This is a genomic window from Fretibacter rubidus (assembly GCF_041429785.1).
Classification (GTDB): domain Bacteria; phylum Pseudomonadota; class Alphaproteobacteria; order Caulobacterales; family Maricaulaceae; genus Fretibacter; species Fretibacter rubidus.
Map to the genome: position 1 here is coordinate 3,381,064 of NZ_CP163423.1, position 22,192 is coordinate 3,403,255.

The window sequence follows — 22,192 nt, forward strand, 5'->3', positions numbered from 1 at the left end:
GCTGTCATTCTCACGGCTAGTAAAGTGCGGAATGTTAACGGCTATCCTTGGCCTAACGACGGTCTCTATGACGGCGTGTCAACCGTCACAGGATACGCCCAATACGCCCAGCGAGACTATCGCCTCTGATATTTTTGCAAAAGATAATATCATCACTGTCACCAACGGTGTTGCCGATTGGCAGTTGGCCCATATAGACAATTTTGAAGATTATGTCCCCAGTTTCCAAGACCGCTCTCGTGAAAAACGCGGCTGGATACAGGGCACATTTTTAAAGGGCCTCGCCGACTGGGGTGTGCGCACGGATAACGATGCCTATTTAGCTTATTTGAAAAACTTTGCGGAAGAACAAGGCTACCGTTTGGAAGACCGCATTTATCACGCTGATGATCATGTGGTCGGACAATATTATTTCATTTTGCATGACCGTTATAAAGACCCGGCCATGATTAAGCCGACGCAGGATGTCTTTGATCAAATTCTGGCGAACCCGTCTGATGTGTCGCTGGACTTTGGTCCTGACGGCACGGAAGAGGGCTATTATAAAGAATGCTTGAAACGGTGGTGCTGGGCGGATGCGCTGTTCATGGGCCCGCCCGTCTGGACAAAGCTGACCAAGATTACGGGTGATGATAAATATCTAGAATTTTCCGACAAAGAGTTCTGGATTACAACGGACTATCTGTTTGACGAAGATGCGGGATTGTTCCTGCGCGACAGCCGTTTTTTTGAGCGCCGTGAAGAAACAGGCGAGAAAATATATTGGAGCCGCGGTAATGGCTGGGTGTTGTCTGGTCTGACCGATGTCATTGACGATCTTCCCATGGATCATCCGTCGCGCGACCGTTATATCGAGCTTTATAAAACGATGTCGGCAAAATTGATTGAGGTGCAAGCGGAGAATGGTTACTGGCCCGTCTCATTAGAGGCGGGACATTTATATCCTGTGCCTGAGAGCAGCGGCACAGCCTTTTTCATTGCGGGTCTTGGCTGGGGCGTTGCCAATGGGACGCTTGATGCGGACACATATATGCCCGCCATTCGAAAAGGGTGGGCGGCGCTTAACGACTCTGTCATGGATACGGGTATGATGGGATGGGTGCAGCAAGTCGGCTATGCGCCTGACAAGGTTTCGGCCAATGAGACGCAGTTTTACGGTGCGGGCGCATTTTTGCTGGCGGGCGAGTCCATGCTCGACCTTCACGCTGCGGGCCATTTGAAATAGAGCTTAATCACGCCGCCACCCCTTTAATCGGAGCCTCCTATGTCATCTTCTATTTCTTTTGACCTGTCTGGAAAAACGGCGCTGGTCACAGGGGCGAGCCGCGGGATTGGCCAAGCGATTGCTATTGGCCTCGCGGGGGCAGGAGCGGATGTTATCGCTGTGGCGTCCCGTGCGGAAAACGCGGCTGAAACTGTGGCGCAGGTCAAAGCTTTGGGCCGTGACGCCCATGCGCTGGGCTGTGATCAATCTTCGCCAGATGCCATAAAAGCGGCGGTGGAGGCCGCTTATGCGGCGGTGCCAAAGGTTGATATTCTGGTCAATAATGCGGGCACCATACGCCGTGCGCCCGCGACAGATTACTCGGACGAGGATTGGAACGCGGTGATTAATACGAATCTGAACGGTGTGTTTCAATTTTGCCGTGGTATCGGCAAACATATGGTCGCGGCAGGTGAGGGCAAGATTATCAATATCGCCTCGCTGCTGTCATTCCAAGGCGGCATTACTGTGCCCGCTTACGCGGCCAGCAAAGGCGGCGTATCGCAATTGACCAAAGCATTGGCGAATGAATGGGCGGCATCAGGCGTACAAGTCAACGCCATTGCGCCGGGCTACATCGCGACGGATAACACAGCCGCCTTGCGCGCCAATCCAGAGCGTAACACAGCGATCCTTGCGCGGATTCCAACAGGCCGTTGGGGCGATGCGAAAGACATTGCAGGCGCGGCTGTATTTCTGGCATCTCCCGCATCTAATTATGTCAACGGTCATATTCTGACGGTCGACGGCGGCTGGATGGCGCGCTAACCTGTTTTCAGTAAAAGCTTAAACCGTTTGCGGTCCTCGGATACGCGGCGCTTGACCGCTTCAAAGGCTTCAATTTCTGTGGCTTCAAACATGGTATCGATAACGCGTGATAAATGCGTGCGCATTGCGGCGCGGGCTTTGATGGGATCTTTAGCTTTTAAGGCTTCAAAGATGGCGATATGCTCATCAATGCTGGGCTTTACGCCAACCATACGTACAGTTTCATACATCGTTTGCGTCAGCTCGGATCGGTCGCGGAGCGTCCATAAATCTTCGATGATGGTTTCAATCGCGCCGTTGCGTGTTGCGCGCGCGATAAGCATGTGAAAGGCCTTATCAGCAAGCTCTTCACCGTCATCGCTCTCATTCTCGCGTTTCATTTTTTCAATAATTGTTTCGAGTTCCGCGATTTCGTCCTCGGAAATTAATGTCGCAGCAAGCCCTGCAGCTTCACCTTCGATTAACATACGCGCTTCGGTAAGCTCAAAGGGGCCGACGTCAAGATCAAGTGATTTTACGCCGCTATGCTCTTGCTCGATGACATAAACACCAGAGCCCTTGCGGACCTCGACACGACCCGCAATTTCCAAGGCAATAACAGCTTCGCGCATGGTCGGGCGGCTGACCTTATATTGCGCCGCAAGGTCCCGCTCTGCGGGCAGGCGGTCACCGACCTTAAATTGGCCAGAGTCAATGACAGCTAATAAGCTATCTGCGACACTTTTATAAAGACGTTGGGCTTTCACGAGTGGTCCTTTTTAATTTTGACCCTAGGCCTTTTTAGCGCAGTTTGTCAAAAATACGACTATATTTCTTAGCAATAGTTCAAATCAATATGACCAATTTAACACATCTGTTAATATTGGCTTGTCCAATTTATATGTTTGGGCCATAAAGCGGGCGCAGTCATTGCATATGGCGGGCGATTTAGATTACGGGATACATCATGGCTGAGACATCATTTTTACACCCTGACCGCCTTTTCCCCATTTCATCTACACAACGCGATATATGTCGTGACCTCTATAATGGTGTGAAAGACTTCCCAATCATTAGCCCGCACGGCCATACCGATCCGCGCTGGTTTGCGGGTAACGCAAATTTCAGCAACCCGACGGAACTATTTATTATTCCCGATCACTATGTCCTGCGTATGCTTTACAGCCAAGGCGTGTCGATGGAAGATTTGGGTCTAAAGCCCAAAGACGGCGGTGATTATGAAACAGATCCGCGCAAGGTCTGGAAAACCTTTGCACGCTATTATTACTTGTTTGCGGGCACACCGTCGCGCATCTGGTGGGATCATGTCCTGTCAGAGGTTTTCGGTATTAAGACCCCGCTGAGCGAGACAAGCGCAGACGCGATTTATGACGTCATTGATGCAGCCTTGGCCAGCGACGCCTTTAAACCGCGCGCTTTGCTCGATAAGTTTAATATTGCGCTGATCGCGACTACCGAAGGCGCATTGGATGATTTATCCCATCATAGGGCTATGGTGGGGTCAGGCTATGAAGACCGCGTCATAACAACATTTCGTCCCGACGACGTCATTGATGCGTCAAAGCCAGAGTTTGCGGTTAATCTAAAAAAGCTGGGGGAGTTGACCGATTGCAATACGCAAGACTGGTCAGGCTATCTGGACGCGTTGCGCATCCGCCGCCAATATTTCCGCGAGGCAGGTCGCGCAACGGCGACTGACCACGGACACCCCACCGCGCAAACGGCGGATTTATCTGCCGTAGAATGCCAAACCCTGCTGAGCCTGTGTTTATCAGGTGAGGCGACAGAGGCGGATTGCGAATTATTTCGGGCGCAAATGCTGACCGAAATGGCAGGTATGAGCGTGGAAGACGGCATGGTTATGCAAATCCATCCCGGCAGTTACCGCAATCATAATACCAAGCTTTATGAACGCTTCGGTGCGGATAAAGGCGCGGATATTCCGACCGCTATTCATTATACCGAGGCGCTCCAACCGCTGCTCGCGAAACACGGCAATGATCCGCGCCTAAAAGTGATTTTGTTCACATTAGACGAAAGTAATTACGCGCGCGAGTTGGCGACCCTAGCGGGGCATTACCCGTGTCTGAAACTCGGCCCGCCGTGGTGGTTCCACGATAGTCCCAATGGCATGATGCGTTTTCGCGACCAAGTCACAGAGACGGCAGGATTTTATAATACCGCCGGATTTAACGATGATACGCGCGCGTTCCTCTCTATTCCTGCGCGTCACGATGTGGCCCGTCGTATGGATTGTGTTTATCTTAGCCAATTGGTCTGCGAGCATAAAATCACGTTGGATGAAGCCAAGCGTATCCTCGTGGACCTGACCTATAATCTGGCGCGGGATGCTTATAATTTAAACTTGCCGCGTAAAAGCGTGCAAGGCCAAAGCGCTCAGGGCCAAAGCGCTCAGGAAAAGTCTGCTTAGATGACGCGGCTATCTAATCAAACGCTGAGCACAGCCAAGGCTGCAAAGCCTCAATATGACCGTGCGGCGGTTAAAGTCGGCATTGTGCATCTGGGTCCCGGTGCCTTTCACCGCGCACACCAAGCGGTCTATACAGACGACGCTATGGCGGTGTCCGGCGGGGATTGGGGCATATGCGGCGTGTCGCTGAACAGTCGCGGTATGGCCGAAGCGCTTAGCCCGCAGGACGGTCTTTACACATTAACGCTGCGCGATAAATCGCCCAGCAACCGAATCATTGGCAGCGTCAAAGAAGTGGTCTGCGCCAAAGATGACCCTGATTATGTCTTGGCTAAATTATCCCATCCCGATGTCAGCATTGTGACCATGACCATTACAGAAAAGGGCTATGCCTTGTTGGGTAATGGGCATTTAGATGTAGATAATGCGGGTATTGCAAAAGACGTAGAGTCACCGCGAAACCCAAGCTCTGCCATTGGTTATCTGGTCGAGGCTTGCCGGCTTCGCCGCGCGGCGGCCGTCCCTCCGCTGACGCTAATTTCTTGTGACAATCTGCCCAGTAATGGCGATAAATTAAAAACGGTTGTGACAGAATTTGCGGCCCTCATTGACGGACCGTTGGCTGATTATATTACCGGCCATGTGCGCTTTCCCAACACCATGGTTGATAGCATCACGCCTGCCACTGATGACGGCGTGATTGAGGCTGTCTCAGTAGCGACGGGTCTGCATGACGCGGCCCCCGTGCAGCGCGAGGCGTTCTCTCAATGGGTAATTGAAGACAATCTGCCAGAGCACCGTCCTGATTGGGAAGCGGCGGGTGCGACCGTGACCTCTGATGTTCACAGTTTTGAGATGACCAAGCTTCGAATTTTAAACGGCGCGCATAGCACGCTGACGTATTTAGGGCTGCTGGCGGGGGAGGTCAGTGTCGAGGACGCGATTAGTAACCCGACCTTGCGCGACTTTGTTGACGCGCTGATACCATCCGAAACGATACCTACAATTGAGGCGCCGAAGGGGCTGTCACTGAGCGGTTATTGGAGCCAGATTATAGCGCGATTTGAAAATCCCAATATTGTCCATTTGCTAGAACAAATCTCGCATGACGGCTCACAGAAAATTCCCGCGCGAATTTTCCCTGTCATAGAGCATCATATGAACACGGGCCATGTCGCGACACGGGCCTGTTTTGTCGTCGCCGCGTGGATAGAATTTAACCGCCAAAGGCGCGCGGCAGGCAATCCGCCGACCGATGGTTATCTGACGCACAATATAACACTGCTCCCGTCGTCTGAATTGGACGCCGCCAACTACGCCGATGCTTTTTTAAAGATAGAGGCCGTCATTCCCAAAAAGCTCGCTGAGCATGCCGATGTTCGCGCTAGCATTATTCATGCCGCAAAAGCGATTGCTGATGATGGTGTTATCAACGCCGCTCAATCAATCCTTAACCCGTAAACCCGGACTCCGTAAACCCGCCCCCATAAACCCGCCCCCATAAACCCGCCCCCATAAACCCGCTACAACTCATATATCGATAAGACAAAGAAACGGTCTCCATTATGAAAATTACAAATATAAAAGTCATTGTCACCTGTCCCGACAGAAACTTTGTGACGGTTAAAATCGAAACTGACGCGGGGATTTACGGCATTGGTGACGCGACTCTCAACGGTCGTGAATTGTCTGTTGCCAGCTATCTAAAAGATCACGTCGCGCCCTGCCTTATCGGCAAAGAGGCCGGCCGGATTGAAGATATTTGGCAGTATTTATACCGCGGCTGTTATTGGCGTCGTGGGGCGGTGACGATGACGGCGATTGCTGCGATTGACACAGCCCTTTGGGATATCAAAGCCAAGGCGGCCAATATGCCGCTGTATGAATTACTGGGCGGGAAATCGCGTGACGGTGTCATGGTCTATGGTCATGCCAATGGCCGCGACATTAGCGAGACCACTGACGAGGTCGCAAAATATCTGGATTTGGGCTATAAAGCCATTCGCGCGCAAACAGGTATTCCAGGGCTGTCATCGACTTATGGCGTGTCAAAAGACAAAATGTATTACGAGCCTGCGGACGGCGATTTGCCTACGGAAAATATCTGGAGCACGTCGAAATATATCAATCATATCCCAAAGCTATTTGATCATCTGCGCGATAAATTCGGCTTTGATATTCACCTTTTGCACGATGCCCATCACCGCTTAACCCCGCAAGAAGCCGCCAAAGTCGGCAAGTCGTTAGAGCCGTATAATCTGTTCTGGCTAGAGGATACGGTGCCCGCTGAAAACCAAGAAGCCTTTCGCATGATCCGCCAGCACACGACGACGCCGCTGGCTGTCGGTGAGGTGTTTAATTCGATATGGGATTGTAAGAAACTCATCGAAGAAGGCTTGATTGATTATATCCGCAGCACCGTTGTCCATGCGGGCGGTATCTCGCATTTAAAGAAAATATTTGAATTTGCGAGCCTCCATCATGTGCGCTCTGGCTCCCACGGGGCGACGGATCTATCGCCTGTCTGTATGGGTGCAGCCTTGCATTTGGACACGGCGATTTATAATTTCGGTGTGCAGGAATATATGCGTCACACGGAAAAAACGGACGCGGTGTTCCCTCATGCTTACACCTTTAAAGACGGATATCTTTACCCCGGCGACACACCGGGTCACGGCGTCGATATCGACGAAAAACTCGCCGCGAAATATCCCTATGAACGCGCTTACCTGCCTGTGAACCGTCTTGAAGACGGCTCTATGTTTAACTGGTAGCCCGCGCGCAAAGACCCCGCTCAAAGACAGGATTTAAAATGACACATTTTAAACTTTTAATGACCGCATCGCTTTTGGGTTTGGGGCTAACTTTGGGGGCCTGCCAAGTGGTAACGCTGTCTGGCGGCGCTAGCGCTGTTACGGCTGATGTGTCGGCGACATCTGTTGCAATAACCCAGCCTCGCCAGCAAATTTCGGCCAATTGGTTTTATCTTGAAAACCCAGCGACCGACGTGAAAGTCGCGAGCGACATGGCGGCATGGAGCCGCGTTGATGTTCCCCATAGCTGGAACGTTGATGACACAACCGATGTTATCACAGGCTACCGCCGCGACGCATCTTGGTACCAAAAGGTGGTTGATCTATCGGTCAAGGCGGACGAGCGTTATTTCCTCCATTTCGAAGCCGCGCAAATGCGGGCTGATATTTATGTCAATGGCCAGAAAGCGGGCAGCCATATTGGCGGCTATACAGCCTTTGACATCGAGATGACTGAACAGGTTAAAGACGGCGAAAACACTATCATGGTACGCGTCGATAATGGCGTGGATTTTGACATTGTGCCCAGCCAAAAAGCAGACTTTTTCCAATACGGCGGTCTAACGCGCGATGTCTTTGTCGTCACGCGTCCTGATGTATTTTTAGAACAAGTGCGAGTAAACACTGATGTCAATGCAGAGCGGGCACTCGTCACGCTAAACCCTATCATGGACGGCGGCGAAGCAAGCAGCTTTGCGACAACAATCTTGGCGCCTAATGGCGACGTTGTGGATGAGGGTGAAGGCCTCAGCTTTTCTATTGAGAACCCACAACTTTGGCATCCTGACACACCAAATATTTACCGGTTTGAGACCCAAGCGCTTGATGCAGACGGCAATGTTCTTGACACATATGAAGATACCTTTGGCCTGCGGTGGTTTGAGTTTAAAGAAAACGGGCCGTTCTTTTTAAATGGTGAACGGCTGCTGTTACGCGGCACGCATTTGCACGAAGGTCACGCGGGTATGGCATCTGCCATGACGGATGAGCAACGCGTCAAAGATCTAACCATGATAAAAGAGCTCGGCGCGAATTTTGTGCGCCTTGGGCATTATTCTCACGACCCCGTGATTTACGATACAGCGGATGAGCTTGGCATCATCCTCTATGACGAAGTGCCGTGGAACCGCGGCGGCGTCGGCGGGGCAGATTGGCGTAAAAACACGCAAGAGATGACGCGCTCTATGATTGCGCAAAATTACAATCGCGCCTCTGTCTTCCTCTGGTCACTTGGTAATGAAATGTATTGGTTGCCTGACGCGCCGGGCGGCGGAGACAAAGCTCGCGTTGCGGAAGAACTGCAACTGCTGCACGATATTGCCAAAGAAATGGATCCTGGCCGCCTCACGACAATTCGTAAATTTCCAGAAGGCGCCGATATTATTGACGTCTATTCGCCGTCCATCTGGGCGGGCTGGTACGGCGGCGGCTACGTGCAATATGAAGAGGCAATAAAAGCCGCGCGCGCAGAACACCCCTATCTGCTGCATATGGAATATGGCGGTAGCTCTCATGTCGGCCGCTTTCTGGAGCAACCCTTTGGACGCTACGGCACATCTGACCCCGCTAATCTCGGCTCTGTGGCCGAAGCGGTCAACCAAACGGGCGTCACATCCGTGGCCAAATCCAAAGTTTGGGACATGTCCTATATGATTGATTTGTTTGACTGGTATTTGCGTATATCAGAGACTGACCCTGATTTCGCGGGTTCTGCGCAATGGGCCTTTAAAGATTTCGGCACGCCTATCCGGCCCGAAAACCCGCTTCCTTTTGTCAATATGAAAGGCCTCGTGCAGCGCGACGGGGTGAAGAAAGACGTCTATCACGTCTTTGCCAGCTATTGGTCCAAAGACCCGACGTGTTGGATTGAAAGCCCAAGCTGGAATTACCGGGAGGGTGATAAAGGCGAGGCGAAAACTATTTCCGTCTTTTGTAATACTGATAGCGCGGAACTGTCGTTAAACGGCGAGCCTTTGGGTAAGAAGACCCGCGATATCACGCAATATCCAGCCTCCGGCCTGACATGGGACGTGGTCTTTACAGAGGGGGATAACACGCTCTCTGTCGACGGCTTTAATAGAGACGGCGCGGTTGTAGCGCAGCATGGTTATGACCTGACCTACACAACCAAAAAAGCCGGCAAGATGGTTGATATTGTCCTGACCGCCAATCCCAATGATGACGGCAGCTATACAATATTTGCCGAGGCCCAGGATAGAAACGGGTTGCGCGTCACATCTATGAATGATCGGGGTTATTTCACCATTGATGGTGGGGGCGAGTTCCTGATGAACCAAGGCACACCGACGGGTAGCCAAACTCGCGAATTTGCCAGCGGCATATCATCCATCATCATGTATCCTGGAAAAACTGATAGCGTCGTGAACATCCAAACCCAAGATTACCGCGGGTTTTATATCACGGTTCCCGGAACAGGACACTAAGATGAAAAAAGCGGTCCTATGCCTCACGACTGCGGCGTTGCTGAGCGCAATTGGCTTATCGGCCTGTCAGCAAGCGGTTGCGCCGACACAGGATAATAACGCCCCGCAATTTCGTCCCATATCTGCGGCTGCGCTGCCCGCGATTGTCACAGGCAATGATGATTATCTGCCTGATTTTTCTTATGCAGGTTATAAAAACGGCAATGTCCCATTGCCAGAGGTTAGCGGCACGGTGTTTGACGTGACCGATTACGGCGCGGTGCCAGGTGACGGACTTGATGATACTCAGGCGCTGTTTAAAGCCCAAGCGGCTGCCAATGCGCATGACGGCCCCGTGGTCGTGAAGTTTCCAGTCGGCCGTTTTATCTTGTCCGATATTTTTTATATCACCCGCAGTGATTTTGCGCTGCAAGGCACCGATATGGGTGAAGACAAAACAACGCTTTATTATCCGTTTCCGCTGACCACCTTGCCAACGCCCGCAGGTTTCAAGGAACTTGATGAATACCTTATTGAGTTTGATAAACGCCAACGGGAAAAAAAGAACAATGTCGATATGCCGTTTTCGCTTTATGCGTGGAGCGGCGGCTTTATCTGGACAGGGCCAGAGGGGCACCGCGCCAAAGCTTATCTAGAGCGATATGATAATTTCCCCGACCCCATTACCGCTGTCACGGCGGGGACTAAAGACGATCTATCAATTGAGGTCGCAGACGGCAGCTCTGTTAGCGTTGGCGACGTCTTAAAAATCGAATGGTATAACCGCGAAGGTGAAAACGGTTCTATCCTAAGCGCCATGTATGGTGACCGCACAAAGTTTAAAAAACTTGGTAGCCATCATTGGAACTTCCCGCGCCGTCCGCTGATTACGCAATTTACAAAAATTACAGCCAAAGACGGTAACCGCCTTACGCTCGCCGACCCGCTCTTGATGGATGCGCGGCCCGAATGGGAACCGGCGTTGGTGCCGTGGGATCAGTTGCAACATATCTCTATCTCTGATTTGGATATTGAATTTCCCAATGGCATTCGTATGCCGCACCATGTCGAGGACGGTTTTAACGCTTTATACCTCACCGGGATTTACGACAGCTTCGTGCGCAATGTTACGGTGACCAATGCTGATGCGGGTATTATTTCTGATGATAGTGCCAATATGACGATTACCGACTTCACAACAACGGGGGATCACCGTGCCCATTATACTGTTCATATGGGCGCCGTTTATAATGTGCTGGCGGAAAAGCTGCGTGTTGAAAATGTGGCTGAACACCCGCTTAGCTTTAATACCTATTCCGTCAAAAGTGTTTATAAAAATAGCGATGTCCTTGCTGCGCCACTGCTGGATCAACATTCAGGCGCGAACCACCAAAATCTTTTTGATGATATTCGTGTCCACGTCACGCTCCCTGATGACGTGGATGACTATGCTTTGTTTGACGGCGGTGGGGCAGGATATTGGAAACCGTCTCATGGTCGCTTCAGCACATTTTATAATATCAATGTCGATGTAACAGGTGGGGCGGCTGGTCCTATCACGCTCTCTGGTCCGCAAGACGGCGTGCAGGCACGCATATTGGGTGTTCATGGCAACCGCGAATTTGACATTCGCTATACTCCAGACCCAATTATCGAGCAGCTTAATCAGGCGCCAACCGTGCGCTCGCTTTACGATTATCAAATGCAGCAGCGCCGCCAATAATATTTCACGGCGTCATGCACGCCAAACTCGGTTACATTAATTCTATCCCATCTTAAAACGGATTGCCTGCCTGCGACGTAATGTCTAGTAATTGCAGATGTTACACTATATCTTTGCTGTAACGTGACTGACCTTTGGTGGATTGATGATTATGCGGGCTGTAACTTATTATACGGGTCAAGCGTTTATCGCTTTGGCAGTAATATCTCTTGCGGCGTGTGGGGGTGGTGACGCCCCAGCCGCACGCGGCGGGCCACCCTCGGGCGCGGCCAGTGGTGAGGCCCCAGCCGTCCGACTTGCAACGGCGTCTGTCACACGGGGTGAAATATCTAAAATCATCAATGCCACTGGCGCTGTTCGTCCCGAGCGAACGGTCGAAGTGGGCTCTGAGATTTCGGGCAAGCTGTTATCGGTCAATGTTGATTTTAACTCTGTCGTCAAAGAAGGCGACGTGCTCGCCATTATTGATCCAGAAAACCTCCGCAATCGTGTGGAGCAAAACGAGGCCATAGTTGAAAACCGACTGTCTGATATTAATATTAATATGGCCTCTATCCGCCGCGCCGAAGTCAACGCCGCCCAAGCCAAGCGCTCTATGGACCGTCGTGAACAACTCTTTGCAGAAGATGCTATTTCCCAAGCGCAACTTGAAGAAACAGAGCGCGCATTAAAGCTGGCCGAAGCCGATGTTGAATTGGCCAAAGCGCGGCTAGAAGGTGCGCAGTCTTCACTCCGCCAAGCCGAAGCAACCTTGCGGACATCGCGCGTTGAACTCGCACGGACACGTATTATCGCCCCTATTGATGGTGTAGTGATTGAACGCTTTGTTGACCCTGGGCAAACTGTGGCGGCCTCATTAAACGCGCCGAAACTGTTCACCATTGCAGGCGATCTATCCAAGATTAAAGTCGATGCCGCCATTGTCGAAGGCGATGTGTCTGGTCTTGATGCAGGCGATCCCGTGACCTTCTCTGTTGATGCCTATCCCGGTACTCAGTTTCGCGGAGAGGTCGAGCAGCTGAGACTGATTTCGCAAAACCAAAATAATATTGTGACCTATACTGCCGTAGTTGTGGCGGATAATCCTGACGGGCGTCTCATGCCCGGCATGACGGCCAATCTGCAAATCACTACAAATTCCAAACAAGGTATTTTGCGTATTCCGACCATGGCCGAACGGTTCCGCCCGACACCTGATCAAATCAAAACGTGGCAATCAGATACTAAAGCCGAGGGCGAAAAAGACGTTGATCCTAAGGCGCGTGAACGCCTGACCGAGGTCGGGCTGAGCAATGCGCGTATTGATGACATCCTCTCGCGCATGACCCGCGAGACAGAAACCCTGCGCGAGCAAATTAACGACCCATCCCAAGTGTGGCGGCGTGTCGTCCGTCTAAAGGAGCTCCGTGATGTCTTTGACGGCATTATCAAAGACGAGCTTACCTCTCCGCAATATCAAAGCTACCGTCAAATTGTGCAGTCCATGTCCCAAGTTCGCGACGCGCAGGTTTGGGTGAAAGACGGCGATAAAATGCGCCAGCAAGAGGTTGGCCTTGGCCTGTCTGATGGCTCCTTCATCGAAGTTTTCACAGGGCTATCTGAAGGCGATGAAATCGTGACAGGTATTGGCGGTGGTCGCAGCGGCGGTGCGCGGCGCGGTCCACCCGGTCGTCGCGGATAGCGTTCATGGCTAACGCTCCTCTTATATCCTGTCAAAATCTGACCAAAATCTATAAGATGGGTCAGTCTGAAGTGCGCGCGCTTGACGGCGTGTCGCTCGATATCGCTGACGGTGAATTTGTGGCTATTATTGGCTCGTCTGGTTCTGGTAAATCCACACTGATGAATATGCTCGGCGCGCTGGATCAACCCACCTCTGGCACGGTGATGATTAACGGCGAGAACATTGGCGCCATGTCGGGTAAAAAGCTCGCGACGTTTCGCAATAAAACCATCGGCTTCATTTTTCAGCAATTTCAGCTTCTGCCCAAGAAATCAGCGCTGAAAAATGTTGCACTGCCCCTGCAATACCGCCGTCCGAAAGTGGCAAACATGTCCGCTAAAGCCGCCCATTGTCTTGATCTTGTCGGGCTAGGCGACCGCGGCGGTCACCGCCCAACGGAATTATCAGGCGGGCAACAACAACGTGTCGCGATTGCGCGCGCCCTTGCGGGTGATCCCAAAGTCCTGCTGGCCGATGAACCGACAGGGGCGCTTGATAGTAAAACATCAACGTCCATTATGACATTGATGCAAGAGCTTAACGCCCAAGGGATCACGATAATCGTTATTACCCATGAAGACGAAGTCGCGGCCTATGCCAAGCGCGTCATTGAATTTCGCGATGGTAAAATCCTGTCTGATATTCGCAAAGATACAGCCACGCACACTGCGAAAGTGGGGGCTTAGATGAACCCGCTTATGACATTAGGACTGGCGTTTAGCTCTATCATTGAACGGCCTTTGCGCTCGATTTTAACCTCACTTGGCATCATCATCGGTGTGGCGGCCGTTTACGCGATGCTGGCCTTGGGTGACGGGGCGAAGAAGAAGGTCGAAGAGAGCTTAAACTCTGTATCCGCGCGAACGATTAATGTCTTTCCCGATTGGGGACGTCGCCGCACGAGCCAAAGTAAACCTCGCATGCCGTTTAAAGAAAGCGATGTCGATGAAGTGCGCAATATACCTGGCGTTATGGCGGCCAGCGGCGAGCTTGAGCGCGGCGTGACCATTGCGAATGAGATTGGGGATTTATCAGGACGGCTTTATGGTGTTGGCCCTGATTATCTGCTGACCGAGGACGCGACGCTCATCTTAGGTGAAAATATAACCTATTCAGATATTGAAAACAGTGCCCCTGTCGCGATGATTAGCCAAAGCATTATGGAGCGATTATTTAATAACCAAGATCCGCGCGGCGAAACTATCAAAGTCAATAATGTCGCCTTCACCGTTAAAGGCGTGTTTAAAGTCCCGACAAATAATTGGAGTGGCAGTGATCTTGATGTCTGGGCCCCAATATCTATTGCGCGCGAGCGGATTGTTGGGGGTGACCGTTTTGTTCAAAACCATGTGCGGTCCTTGAAAGCTGTTGGTGAACTGGGGGCGGATTTGCAATTAATTGAGCGTGAGATGAATGTGATTTTACAACGCTCAAGAGGACTTAAATCTGACACACCGCCTGACTACCGCCTTGTCAGCTGGCGTGCGGGGCGTGAACAGGCGGCGGAACAGACAAAAGCGATTAGCTTTTTGCTCGCCGTCATGGGGGCGATATCGCTACTCGTTGGCGGCGTTGGCGTGATGAATATCATGCTGGTATCAGTCACAGAGCGCACGCGAGAGATTGGCCTTCGCATGGCGCTAGGGGCGAAGAAAAATAATATCATGGGTCAGTTCCTGACAGAGGCGCTGCTGCTTTGTATTATTTCTGGCATCGTCGGTCTGGGGGTCGGCTATTACATGTCAAAGCTCGCCATGGATACGATGGACCTAGACCTCGTGTTCAGTCCCCAAGTGGCGTTGATTTCCTTTGGGGCATCATTAGTTATCGGTGTTGTCTTTGGCTTTCTACCCGCCCGCCGTGCCGCCCGCTTAAATCCGATAGAGGCCTTGCGTCATGAATAGACTGTCTTTTCTTAAAACCGCTCTCGTCTCCTCTGTGGCCGCGATGAGCTTTGCAGGATGCGCCACGCTTAGCCCTAATGATTTGGGCGAAACACTCACGGCGGATGCGGCTGTGTCTATTCCCAATAATTGGCTCTTGGACGTGCCGGCTACAACGGCGCGCGCAGAAGGTTGGGCCGCGCTTTATGATGATCCTACACTACTAGATTATTTGAAAATCGCTGAGGTTCAAAACTATGACCTGCGCATTGCGCGTGCCCGCGTCACAGCGGCAGAGGCGGATTTAAAACGCGCCAATACGCGCCTGTCTCCGCAAATCAGCGGTAGCGCATCGGCGGGTGTGTCGGCCGTAGTTGATAGTCTTGATGATCCCTTTGATAGCTACGGCCTTGGCCTATCGGGTCGATGGGATCCGGATATTTTTGGCCAAACCCAAACCATCATTGACGGCTCACGCGCGGCTTTGAAAATCGCCGAGGCATCAGAAGCCGACACGCGCCAAATCATTCTTGCCCAAACGGCGCGCGCCTATATCCGTGCCGTCGAGGCAGAATTGCAAGCAGAGCTTGCCAAGGTGAACCTTGACTTTCTAACGGAAAGCCGCCGCATATCAGAAGCTCGCTACCGTGCGGGCGACAGCGCCAAAGGTGATTTCTCTTTCGCCGAAGCCAATTACCAAAGCGCGCTCGCCAGCTATGAAAACACGTTGCAATCGGCCCGTGCGGCCAAACGCGCGCTGTCCATTGTGCTGGGCGATTACCCTGTCAATGATTTGCAACTGGCCAGTGTCATCAATACGCCGCGCCAATTCCCAAGCCGTGCGCTGCCCGCCAGCGTGCTAGAGGCGCGCCCTGACATTATTGCGGCGCGTGCGCAAATTGCGGCACGCGTGGCATCTCTGCGCAGCAATGAACTGTCCTATTGGCCAGACATTGGCATTACGGGCGGACTGTCCAGCGGCTCTGCATTTTCTGATTTGTTTGACCCCGGTGATTATGTCGCGCGGCTCGGCGCGAGCCTTGGCCAAGTCATCTTTGACGGGGGCGCGATTGAGGCAGGCATAGACGCCGCCAAAGCCGATTTAGACTCGGCGGTATTATCTTATGAACAACGCTTGCGCCGCGCCATGGGCGAAATAACCGACGCCTATGACCGCGCAGAAACGCTGCAACGCACGCTTGTTAATCAAGAGGCGGCGTCCACATCGGCCAATGAAGCGCTGCGCCTCGCTAGTTTACAATATGATTTGGGCGAAAGCTCGCTGCTCGAAGTTTTGCAAGTGCAAACACGGGTGAACTCGATTGATGCGGGGCTTATCCGGACCAAAGCGGCGCTGATTGAAACACTGATTATTGCCAATCAAGCCGTGGCAGGCTTTGAGCGGATTTAAGCGGGATTATCTGCTTTTAGCGAATGAGACTCCCGTTTCTTTTCGGCTATCGCGCGGCCTTTTTTGTAAATCGGTTCTTCGATAAAGGTGCTGATGATGGCGGCGACAATACAGCTAATCGCGATCACCATAAGCGTATACATAACATAGGTGATTTCCACCCCGCCAAAGGTCTCTTGAAAGGCGGGGTAATATTGCCGCGTCTCATTGACCACAATCGGATGGGCCAGATAAATCGTGTAGCTTTTATTGCCTAAAAATTTCGTGACAGGATTATAAAGATTAAACCACGCCTTTCCGCGTAACGTCGGGGATACGAAAAAGAACACGGTCAAGGACGCCACGGCGAGGCCTTTGATGGGTTGAATGAAATCTCGTGATAGAGGCAAAACCTCGTGAATAGATAATGTCCAATAGGTAAAGGTCAGCAATGACAACGCCCCCATCGCCCAGGCCCAAGGCTCTGCCCATCCGTTTTTAAGCGCGCGCCGCGTGACGAAATAAAACGCACAACCCATGATGAACATAAAGCCGCGTTTGGGAAAGGACAGCGCCATATAGCTATTGTCGATCATCCCGTCGACATAGGGCCGCATGGCGGCTGATACGCCGACAAAGACAAGGGTCACGAACAGCCAGCCTTTGATATTATTACGCAGGATAACAATCAGCAGCGGAAATATCGCGTAAAACATCATTTCCACGCCAATTGTCCATCCCGCCCAGACCATGCTTTCATGCCGTCCGGGGATCAGGGGATAGGTGAGGGTGACGTTATATAATATTTCGGCGGGCGTGTGGGTGACGCCCCATTTAATATAATGATAGGCCATGCTGATACCGATGAAGACATACCAGATGGGTAGGATGCGGGCCGCGCGTTTTATAACGTATCCGCGCAGCCAATCGCCGCGGTCAATTTTCTCATAATTAGACAGGCTAAGCGAAAAGCCAGATAGGATAAAAAATAGCGTGACGCCTGTTCCGAAATAATTCACCGCCGCCAGCCAGCCGACATCAACCGCCGGGTTCATGCGGTGGCTATGATATAGCACGACTGCAAGGGCCGCGAGGCCGCGCAAGGCATGAAGATTGCCGGAGAATTTTTTCTGGGTTTCGTACACGCACAGACTTTAGCCAAGATGGCGCGGCTGTCTATAAATTCTTGGGCAATTAATTCTAGAGGCTATAAAGCCTTGAGACCCCCATCCCATTTTGATGAGGGTCGGCTTTGTTTAGGCTTTCACGGCAACAGGGGTAAAGTCCTCTGGTTCGTCAAGCTTCGCACTAAAGGCTTGTTGCTCGCGTCCTGTAAATAGATAGACGAACAGGCGGCGGATATCAGCGCCAATGCCGTAAAGCGCAGGCACAAGGAACAGCGTCACAAAGAGCGCAAATAGCACACCAAAGGCTAGGCTAATGCCAATCGGCACGAGCCATTGCGCTTGTAAGGACCGTTCCATCAATAGCGGCATTAGGCCAATAAAGGTCGTGAGTGAGGTCAGAAGGATGGGACGGAACCGCCGCGTGCCAGCCTCGACCAATGCCTGCGCGCCGTCCATGCCTTTGTCGCGCAGCTTATGCACATAATCCAGCAGCACGAGGTTGTCGTTTACTGCCACACCAGCAGCCGCAAACATTCCCAAGGTCGAGAGCAGCGACATGGTTGCCCCCATGGCAAGGTGCCCCAATATCATTCCGCAATAACAAAACGGTATCGCCGCTAGAAGAATAAGGATGGGTTCAGCGTAAGACCGGAATGATACCGCAACGATAACGTAAGCGGCCCCAATCGCGATAAGGATGAACAGGAACAACTCTTGTTGGAACTGCGCTTCGCCTTCTGCGCGGCCAATATTACCGCGTGTGACTTCGGGATGCAGACGGTCAAAATCATCAAAGAAGCCCTCGTTAAGGGTCTCTCTAATTTCGTCCACACGGTCAGATGCCACTTCGGCGGAAACGATAATCGCGCGTTGACGTTCGCGGCGCAGAATACGGTTTGTGCCTTTTTCAAAGCGCAACTCTGCCACCGCATCCAGCGGTAATTCACGGCCATCATTTGTGCGAATGCGGATAGACTTTAGAAAGTCGATAGAGGTGCGGTCTGCGCGTGGGTAACGCACGTAAACGCGCACATCTTCGCCGTCACGCGGCAGGCGCTGCACTTCTTCGCCAAAGAACCCTTGGCGCACTTGGCGGGCAACATCAGCCGTCGTGATACCCAAAGCTTCGGCCCCGGGGCGCATATCAAATTGCACTTCCTCGGACGCGCTTTCCATATCATTGACGACGTTAAACACCCCATCAAAACTGCGCAGCTGCGTCATCAAATCTTCGGCTGCCGCTTCTAGCGTTTCAAAGGATGAGGCGTTAAGCACATATTGAATGGCAGGGTCATTATTGCCGTTACCTTGTTGATAACGGACATTGATGTTTTCTGCATCTGGCACGTCACCAATTAATTCGCGCAGGCGTTCTGCGGCGTCTTTCACGGGCAGGGCACGGGTCTCTGGTGGAACGAGTTTTACGAGCGCGAGGACACTATTATCGCGCGACCGTGTGTACCAGTTTTCAATGAGGTCACCGTCCTCGGCTTTGATCTCTTCCACCAATTGCTCCTCGGCGCGCTGTAATTGCGCAAGAACTTCTAACGTGCGCGCATAGGGCGTACCTTCGGGCAATTCGACACTAATATCAATTTGATCAGATTCTTGTTCTGGGAAGAAGCTGGATTTCACATAGCCATTTTGAACCAGACCAACGGTGAAAATCATAATTGCGATGAAAAAAGCCGTCGTCAGATAACGGCGGCGCAAGGCCCCGATAATCAACGGGCGGTAGATATGGCTTGCCACCCACATCAAGCTTTGCGCGATTTTGTTTTGCAAGCGCATGATTTTGCTTTTCGGGTCAACAGGTTTTAGATGCGCCAAATGCGCGGGCAAAATAAGCAAGCTTTCAATCAGTGAGAAGAATAACGCAAAGATAACGACGAGCGATATGGCCCGCGTAAATTCACTTGTCCCGCCAGAGAGGAACATCCACGGCGCAAAGAAAATCATGGTTGTCATCACCGCAAAAATCACGGGTTTGATGACCATAGTTGTGCCTTCGACGGCAGCATCAATCCCTGTTAGTCCTTCTTCGGTTTGGTAATGAATGGCCTCGCCGACAATAATCGCGTCATCAACAATCACCCCAATCACCAATAAAAAGGCAAAGGTCGAAATCATATTAAAGGACACATCAAATAAAGGCAGCAGCGCAAGCCCACCGGCAAATGCCGTCGCAATCCCGATAGAGACCCAGATGGCAATTTTTGGACGCAGGAACAACATCAACGTTAAACACACCAAAAGAAGACCGGTGAAGAAATTAGATGCAATGGTTTTAATCCGTCCGTGGTAATCATCGGCTTGGTCATTCCATTTTGTAATGCTCATGCCTGCGGGCAGGGTGTCTTTGACCTCATCGACATAGCTGTTGACGTTCTCAGACATTTTCACAATATCCATGCTCGGCCCACTCATGACTTGGACAAGGACTGTGCGCTTGCCATTGACCGTTGCCAGCAAGTCAACTTCTTCAAAGCCGTCAATGACAGTCGCAATATCGCCCAAACGAATGGTCGCACCGCCCGAGTCTTGGCTAATGATAATGTCTTCAAAATCGGCCTGACTATCGGCTTGGTTTCGCGTGCGAAGCTGCATGCTACCCACATTGGTGCGTACGCGCCCGGATGAGCTATTGACCGATGTGGCGCGCACGGCTGCCGCGACTTCGCCGAGGGTTAAGCCGTATTGGCGCAAGGCGTCCTCGGACACTTCAATGGACACTTCTTCGCCGCGCACACCGAATAAATCAACAGAGGGCACAAAACCCAGCAGCGCAATATCGCGCCGTGTTTTCTCAGCAAAGCGTTTTAAATCGCGCTCATCGACGGTTTCGTCACCGGATACAGCAAGGCGGATAACTTCTTGTTGATTGCGAAAGACGCGGATTTGCGGTTGTTCTGCGGCATTAGGGAATCCTGTCACGGCATCAATCTGGCGTTTCACATCGGCCATTAATTTGGCTTCATCGACATTATTCTTGCCAACCACGGTGACATTACCGCCGCCTTCGCCCGCAAAAGCCCAAAGACGGTCAAGCCCGTCAATTTGGGCAAGCGCCTCTTCCATACGCACAATCAGCTGTTCTTCGACGTCTTGAGGCGACGCACCGGGCCAAGCAATAGAGACGTTCGCGCCCGGAAATTCAACATAAGGATCAAGCTCACGCTCGATTGTCATATAGCTGACCAGACCACCGATGAGGCAGATAAACATCAAAAGATTGGCGGCAACGGGGTTGCTTGCCCACCATTTTATAAAGCGGGTCATTGGACATCTCCCGCAGCTATAGCCTCGGCGGCTGTATCCTCGTCAGAGCTATCCTCTGAGATTTGCGGGCCAAGTTCGCGCGCATTATCCACGACGGCGATTTCCATGCCGTCGCTCGCCCCGCGAATGGGGGACGTCACCACGGCGTCACCAATGGACAGCCCTGAACGGATGACGGCACGGTCGCGGTCTGTAGAAATTACTTGAACGGTTTTAATCGATAAAGTGTCATCATCATTTGCGATAAAGACTTGGTTGTTTCCGCGTAGGGCCGCGCGCGGCACAGTGATGACATTTTCAAATGTTTCGCCGCCGATCGCGCCTGACACAAATAATCCCGGTGCGATGGGCACACCGTTATCTGACCCTGCGCCAAAGGGATCGCGCACTTCGGCGTAGGCATAAAGAACACGCGTTGCCGCGTCATAACGGCTATCCGTGCGAACAATTTGGCCTTGCCATGTGGCGTCAGTGCCGCCGACATTGGCCGATAAATCAACGGTAATCGGCATATCACCCGATGCATGTTGATAGCCAATTTGCAAACCTGCACGGCGAAGCTCGTCATTGGTCAGCGGTAAGCGCACATCCATGACGTCATCAGCATAAACACGGCCAATGGCGGTGCCAGGATTGACAAATTCGCCTTGGTCAACATTGCGCGTCGTCACGCGGCCTGTAAATGGCGCGCGCACGACTGTCCGCGAAAGTTGTAATTCTGCTTCATCAAGCTGCGCTTCGGCTGAGGCAAGACGCGCCTGCGCTTCGGCCATTTGCGGTTCGCGCAAGGTCAGGGCAGACGCCTTGCGACCCCGCCCAATATCGTTCCAATCTTCAAGCGCGATGGCGGATTCTGTTTTTTCACGCATGAGAACGGTTTGCGCTTGGGCGACATTGGCGCGGGCTTGCACAACACGAAGCTCATAATCGCGCGCCTCTATGCGAAACAGGACGTCACCTTTTTTAAACTGACCGCCTGCAATAAAATTGGGTGACATATCGCTAATGCGTCCGCCGACTTGCGGAACGATATTAATTTCTGTGCGGGGTTGCACTTCGCCTTGGGTGGAGACGCGCAAGGTCACGTCGTCCTGCACGGCCAGTGCGGTCAACACAGGCACGGCTTTAATCACGTCTTCTTTGGTTTCAGGTTTTTCTTTCAACGCGCCCAATATGACGACGAGAGCGATTGCACCGACAATGACAAGCGCGGGTAAGATGAAGATAATCGCACGCCAAATAAACAGGCGTCGTTTTGGATTTCTTGCATTGCGGGCGTATAGGGCTACGGCTGCCCCGTCGTGTGACTCGGTCATAATTGTCTCCTCCCGGTTGGCACACCGGACTATGATGACTTAGCTATAGCAG

15 protein-coding genes are annotated in these 22,192 nt (G+C 52.0%); 11 read left to right on the forward strand and 4 right to left on the reverse strand.

Annotated features, from left to right (window positions below; all coding sequences use genetic code 11):
* Positions 1-31 precede the first annotated feature (31 nt).
* Positions 32-1,225 (forward strand): glycoside hydrolase family 105 protein, encoded by a 1,194-nt coding sequence (locus tag AB6B37_RS15605; protein WP_371396777.1) that lies wholly within the window; start codon positions 32-34, stop codon positions 1,223-1,225.
* Positions 1,226-1,264: 39 nt separating this feature from the next.
* Positions 1,265-2,032 carry a 2-dehydro-3-deoxy-D-gluconate 5-dehydrogenase KduD gene (kduD, locus tag AB6B37_RS15610; protein WP_371396778.1) on the forward strand — a complete coding sequence of 256 codons (768 nt, stop codon included), beginning with the start codon at positions 1,265-1,267 and terminating at the stop codon, positions 2,030-2,032.
* Here the strand turns inward: kduD and AB6B37_RS15615 are convergent.
* A complete protein-coding gene (locus AB6B37_RS15615; RefSeq protein WP_371396779.1) occupies positions 2,029-2,778 on the reverse strand; it encodes a FadR/GntR family transcriptional regulator in 750 nt (249 codons plus the stop codon). The genes kduD and AB6B37_RS15615 overlap by 4 nt on opposite strands.
* A gap of 200 nt (positions 2,779-2,978) precedes the next feature.
* Between AB6B37_RS15615 and uxaC the strand changes: the two genes are divergently transcribed.
* From uxaC to AB6B37_RS15660, 9 genes are all read left to right on the forward strand, one after another.
* Positions 2,979-4,463: a glucuronate isomerase gene (gene uxaC / locus AB6B37_RS15620; RefSeq protein WP_371396780.1), complete on the forward strand. Its 1,485-nt coding sequence runs from the start codon at positions 2,979-2,981 to the stop codon at positions 4,461-4,463.
* A complete protein-coding gene (locus AB6B37_RS15625) occupies positions 4,464-5,924 on the forward strand; it encodes a mannitol dehydrogenase family protein (protein WP_371396781.1) in 1,461 nt (486 codons plus the stop codon).
* Positions 5,925-6,028: 104 nt separating this feature from the next.
* A complete protein-coding gene (gene manD / locus AB6B37_RS15630; RefSeq protein WP_371396782.1) occupies positions 6,029-7,237 on the forward strand; it encodes a D-mannonate dehydratase ManD in 1,209 nt (402 codons plus the stop codon).
* 38 nt (positions 7,238-7,275) lie between these two features.
* A complete protein-coding gene (locus tag AB6B37_RS15635) occupies positions 7,276-9,720 on the forward strand; it encodes a glycoside hydrolase family 2 TIM barrel-domain containing protein (RefSeq protein ID WP_371396783.1) in 2,445 nt (814 codons plus the stop codon).
* A 1-nt stretch (position 9,721) separates the two neighbouring features.
* On the forward strand, positions 9,722-11,422 hold the full coding sequence (locus tag AB6B37_RS15640) for a hypothetical protein (RefSeq protein ID WP_371396784.1): 1,701 nt from the start codon (positions 9,722-9,724) through the stop codon (positions 11,420-11,422).
* Between the two features lie 151 nt (positions 11,423-11,573).
* Positions 11,574-13,103, forward strand: a complete 1,530-nt coding sequence (locus AB6B37_RS15645; RefSeq protein WP_371396785.1) for an efflux RND transporter periplasmic adaptor subunit — start codon at positions 11,574-11,576, stop codon at positions 13,101-13,103.
* Positions 13,104-13,108: 5 nt separating this feature from the next.
* Positions 13,109-13,831 (forward strand): ABC transporter ATP-binding protein, encoded by a 723-nt coding sequence (locus tag AB6B37_RS15650; RefSeq protein WP_371396786.1) that lies wholly within the window; start codon positions 13,109-13,111, stop codon positions 13,829-13,831.
* On the forward strand, positions 13,832-15,049 hold the full coding sequence (locus tag AB6B37_RS15655; RefSeq protein ID WP_371396787.1) for an ABC transporter permease: 1,218 nt from the start codon (positions 13,832-13,834) through the stop codon (positions 15,047-15,049).
* Positions 15,042-16,439: a TolC family protein gene (locus AB6B37_RS15660; RefSeq protein ID WP_371396788.1), complete on the forward strand. Its 1,398-nt coding sequence runs from the start codon at positions 15,042-15,044 to the stop codon at positions 16,437-16,439. Before AB6B37_RS15655 ends, AB6B37_RS15660 begins: the two co-directional genes overlap by 8 nt.
* On the opposite strand, the gene AB6B37_RS15665 is transcribed toward AB6B37_RS15660, so the two are convergent.
* The 3 genes from AB6B37_RS15665 to AB6B37_RS15675 form a co-directional block, all read right to left on the reverse strand.
* Positions 16,436-17,563 carry an acyltransferase family protein gene (locus AB6B37_RS15665; protein WP_371396790.1) on the reverse strand — a complete coding sequence of 376 codons (1,128 nt, stop codon included), beginning with the start codon at positions 17,561-17,563 and terminating at the stop codon, positions 16,436-16,438. The genes AB6B37_RS15660 and AB6B37_RS15665 overlap by 4 nt on opposite strands.
* A 111-nt stretch (positions 17,564-17,674) precedes the next feature.
* On the reverse strand, positions 17,675-20,824 hold the full coding sequence (locus AB6B37_RS15670; RefSeq protein WP_371396791.1) for an efflux RND transporter permease subunit: 3,150 nt from the start codon (positions 20,822-20,824) through the stop codon (positions 17,675-17,677).
* Positions 20,821-22,140 carry an efflux RND transporter periplasmic adaptor subunit gene (locus tag AB6B37_RS15675; RefSeq protein ID WP_371396793.1) on the reverse strand — a complete coding sequence of 440 codons (1,320 nt, stop codon included), beginning with the start codon at positions 22,138-22,140 and terminating at the stop codon, positions 20,821-20,823. Before AB6B37_RS15675 ends, AB6B37_RS15670 begins: the two co-directional genes overlap by 4 nt.
* Positions 22,141-22,192: the final 52 nt, after the last annotated feature.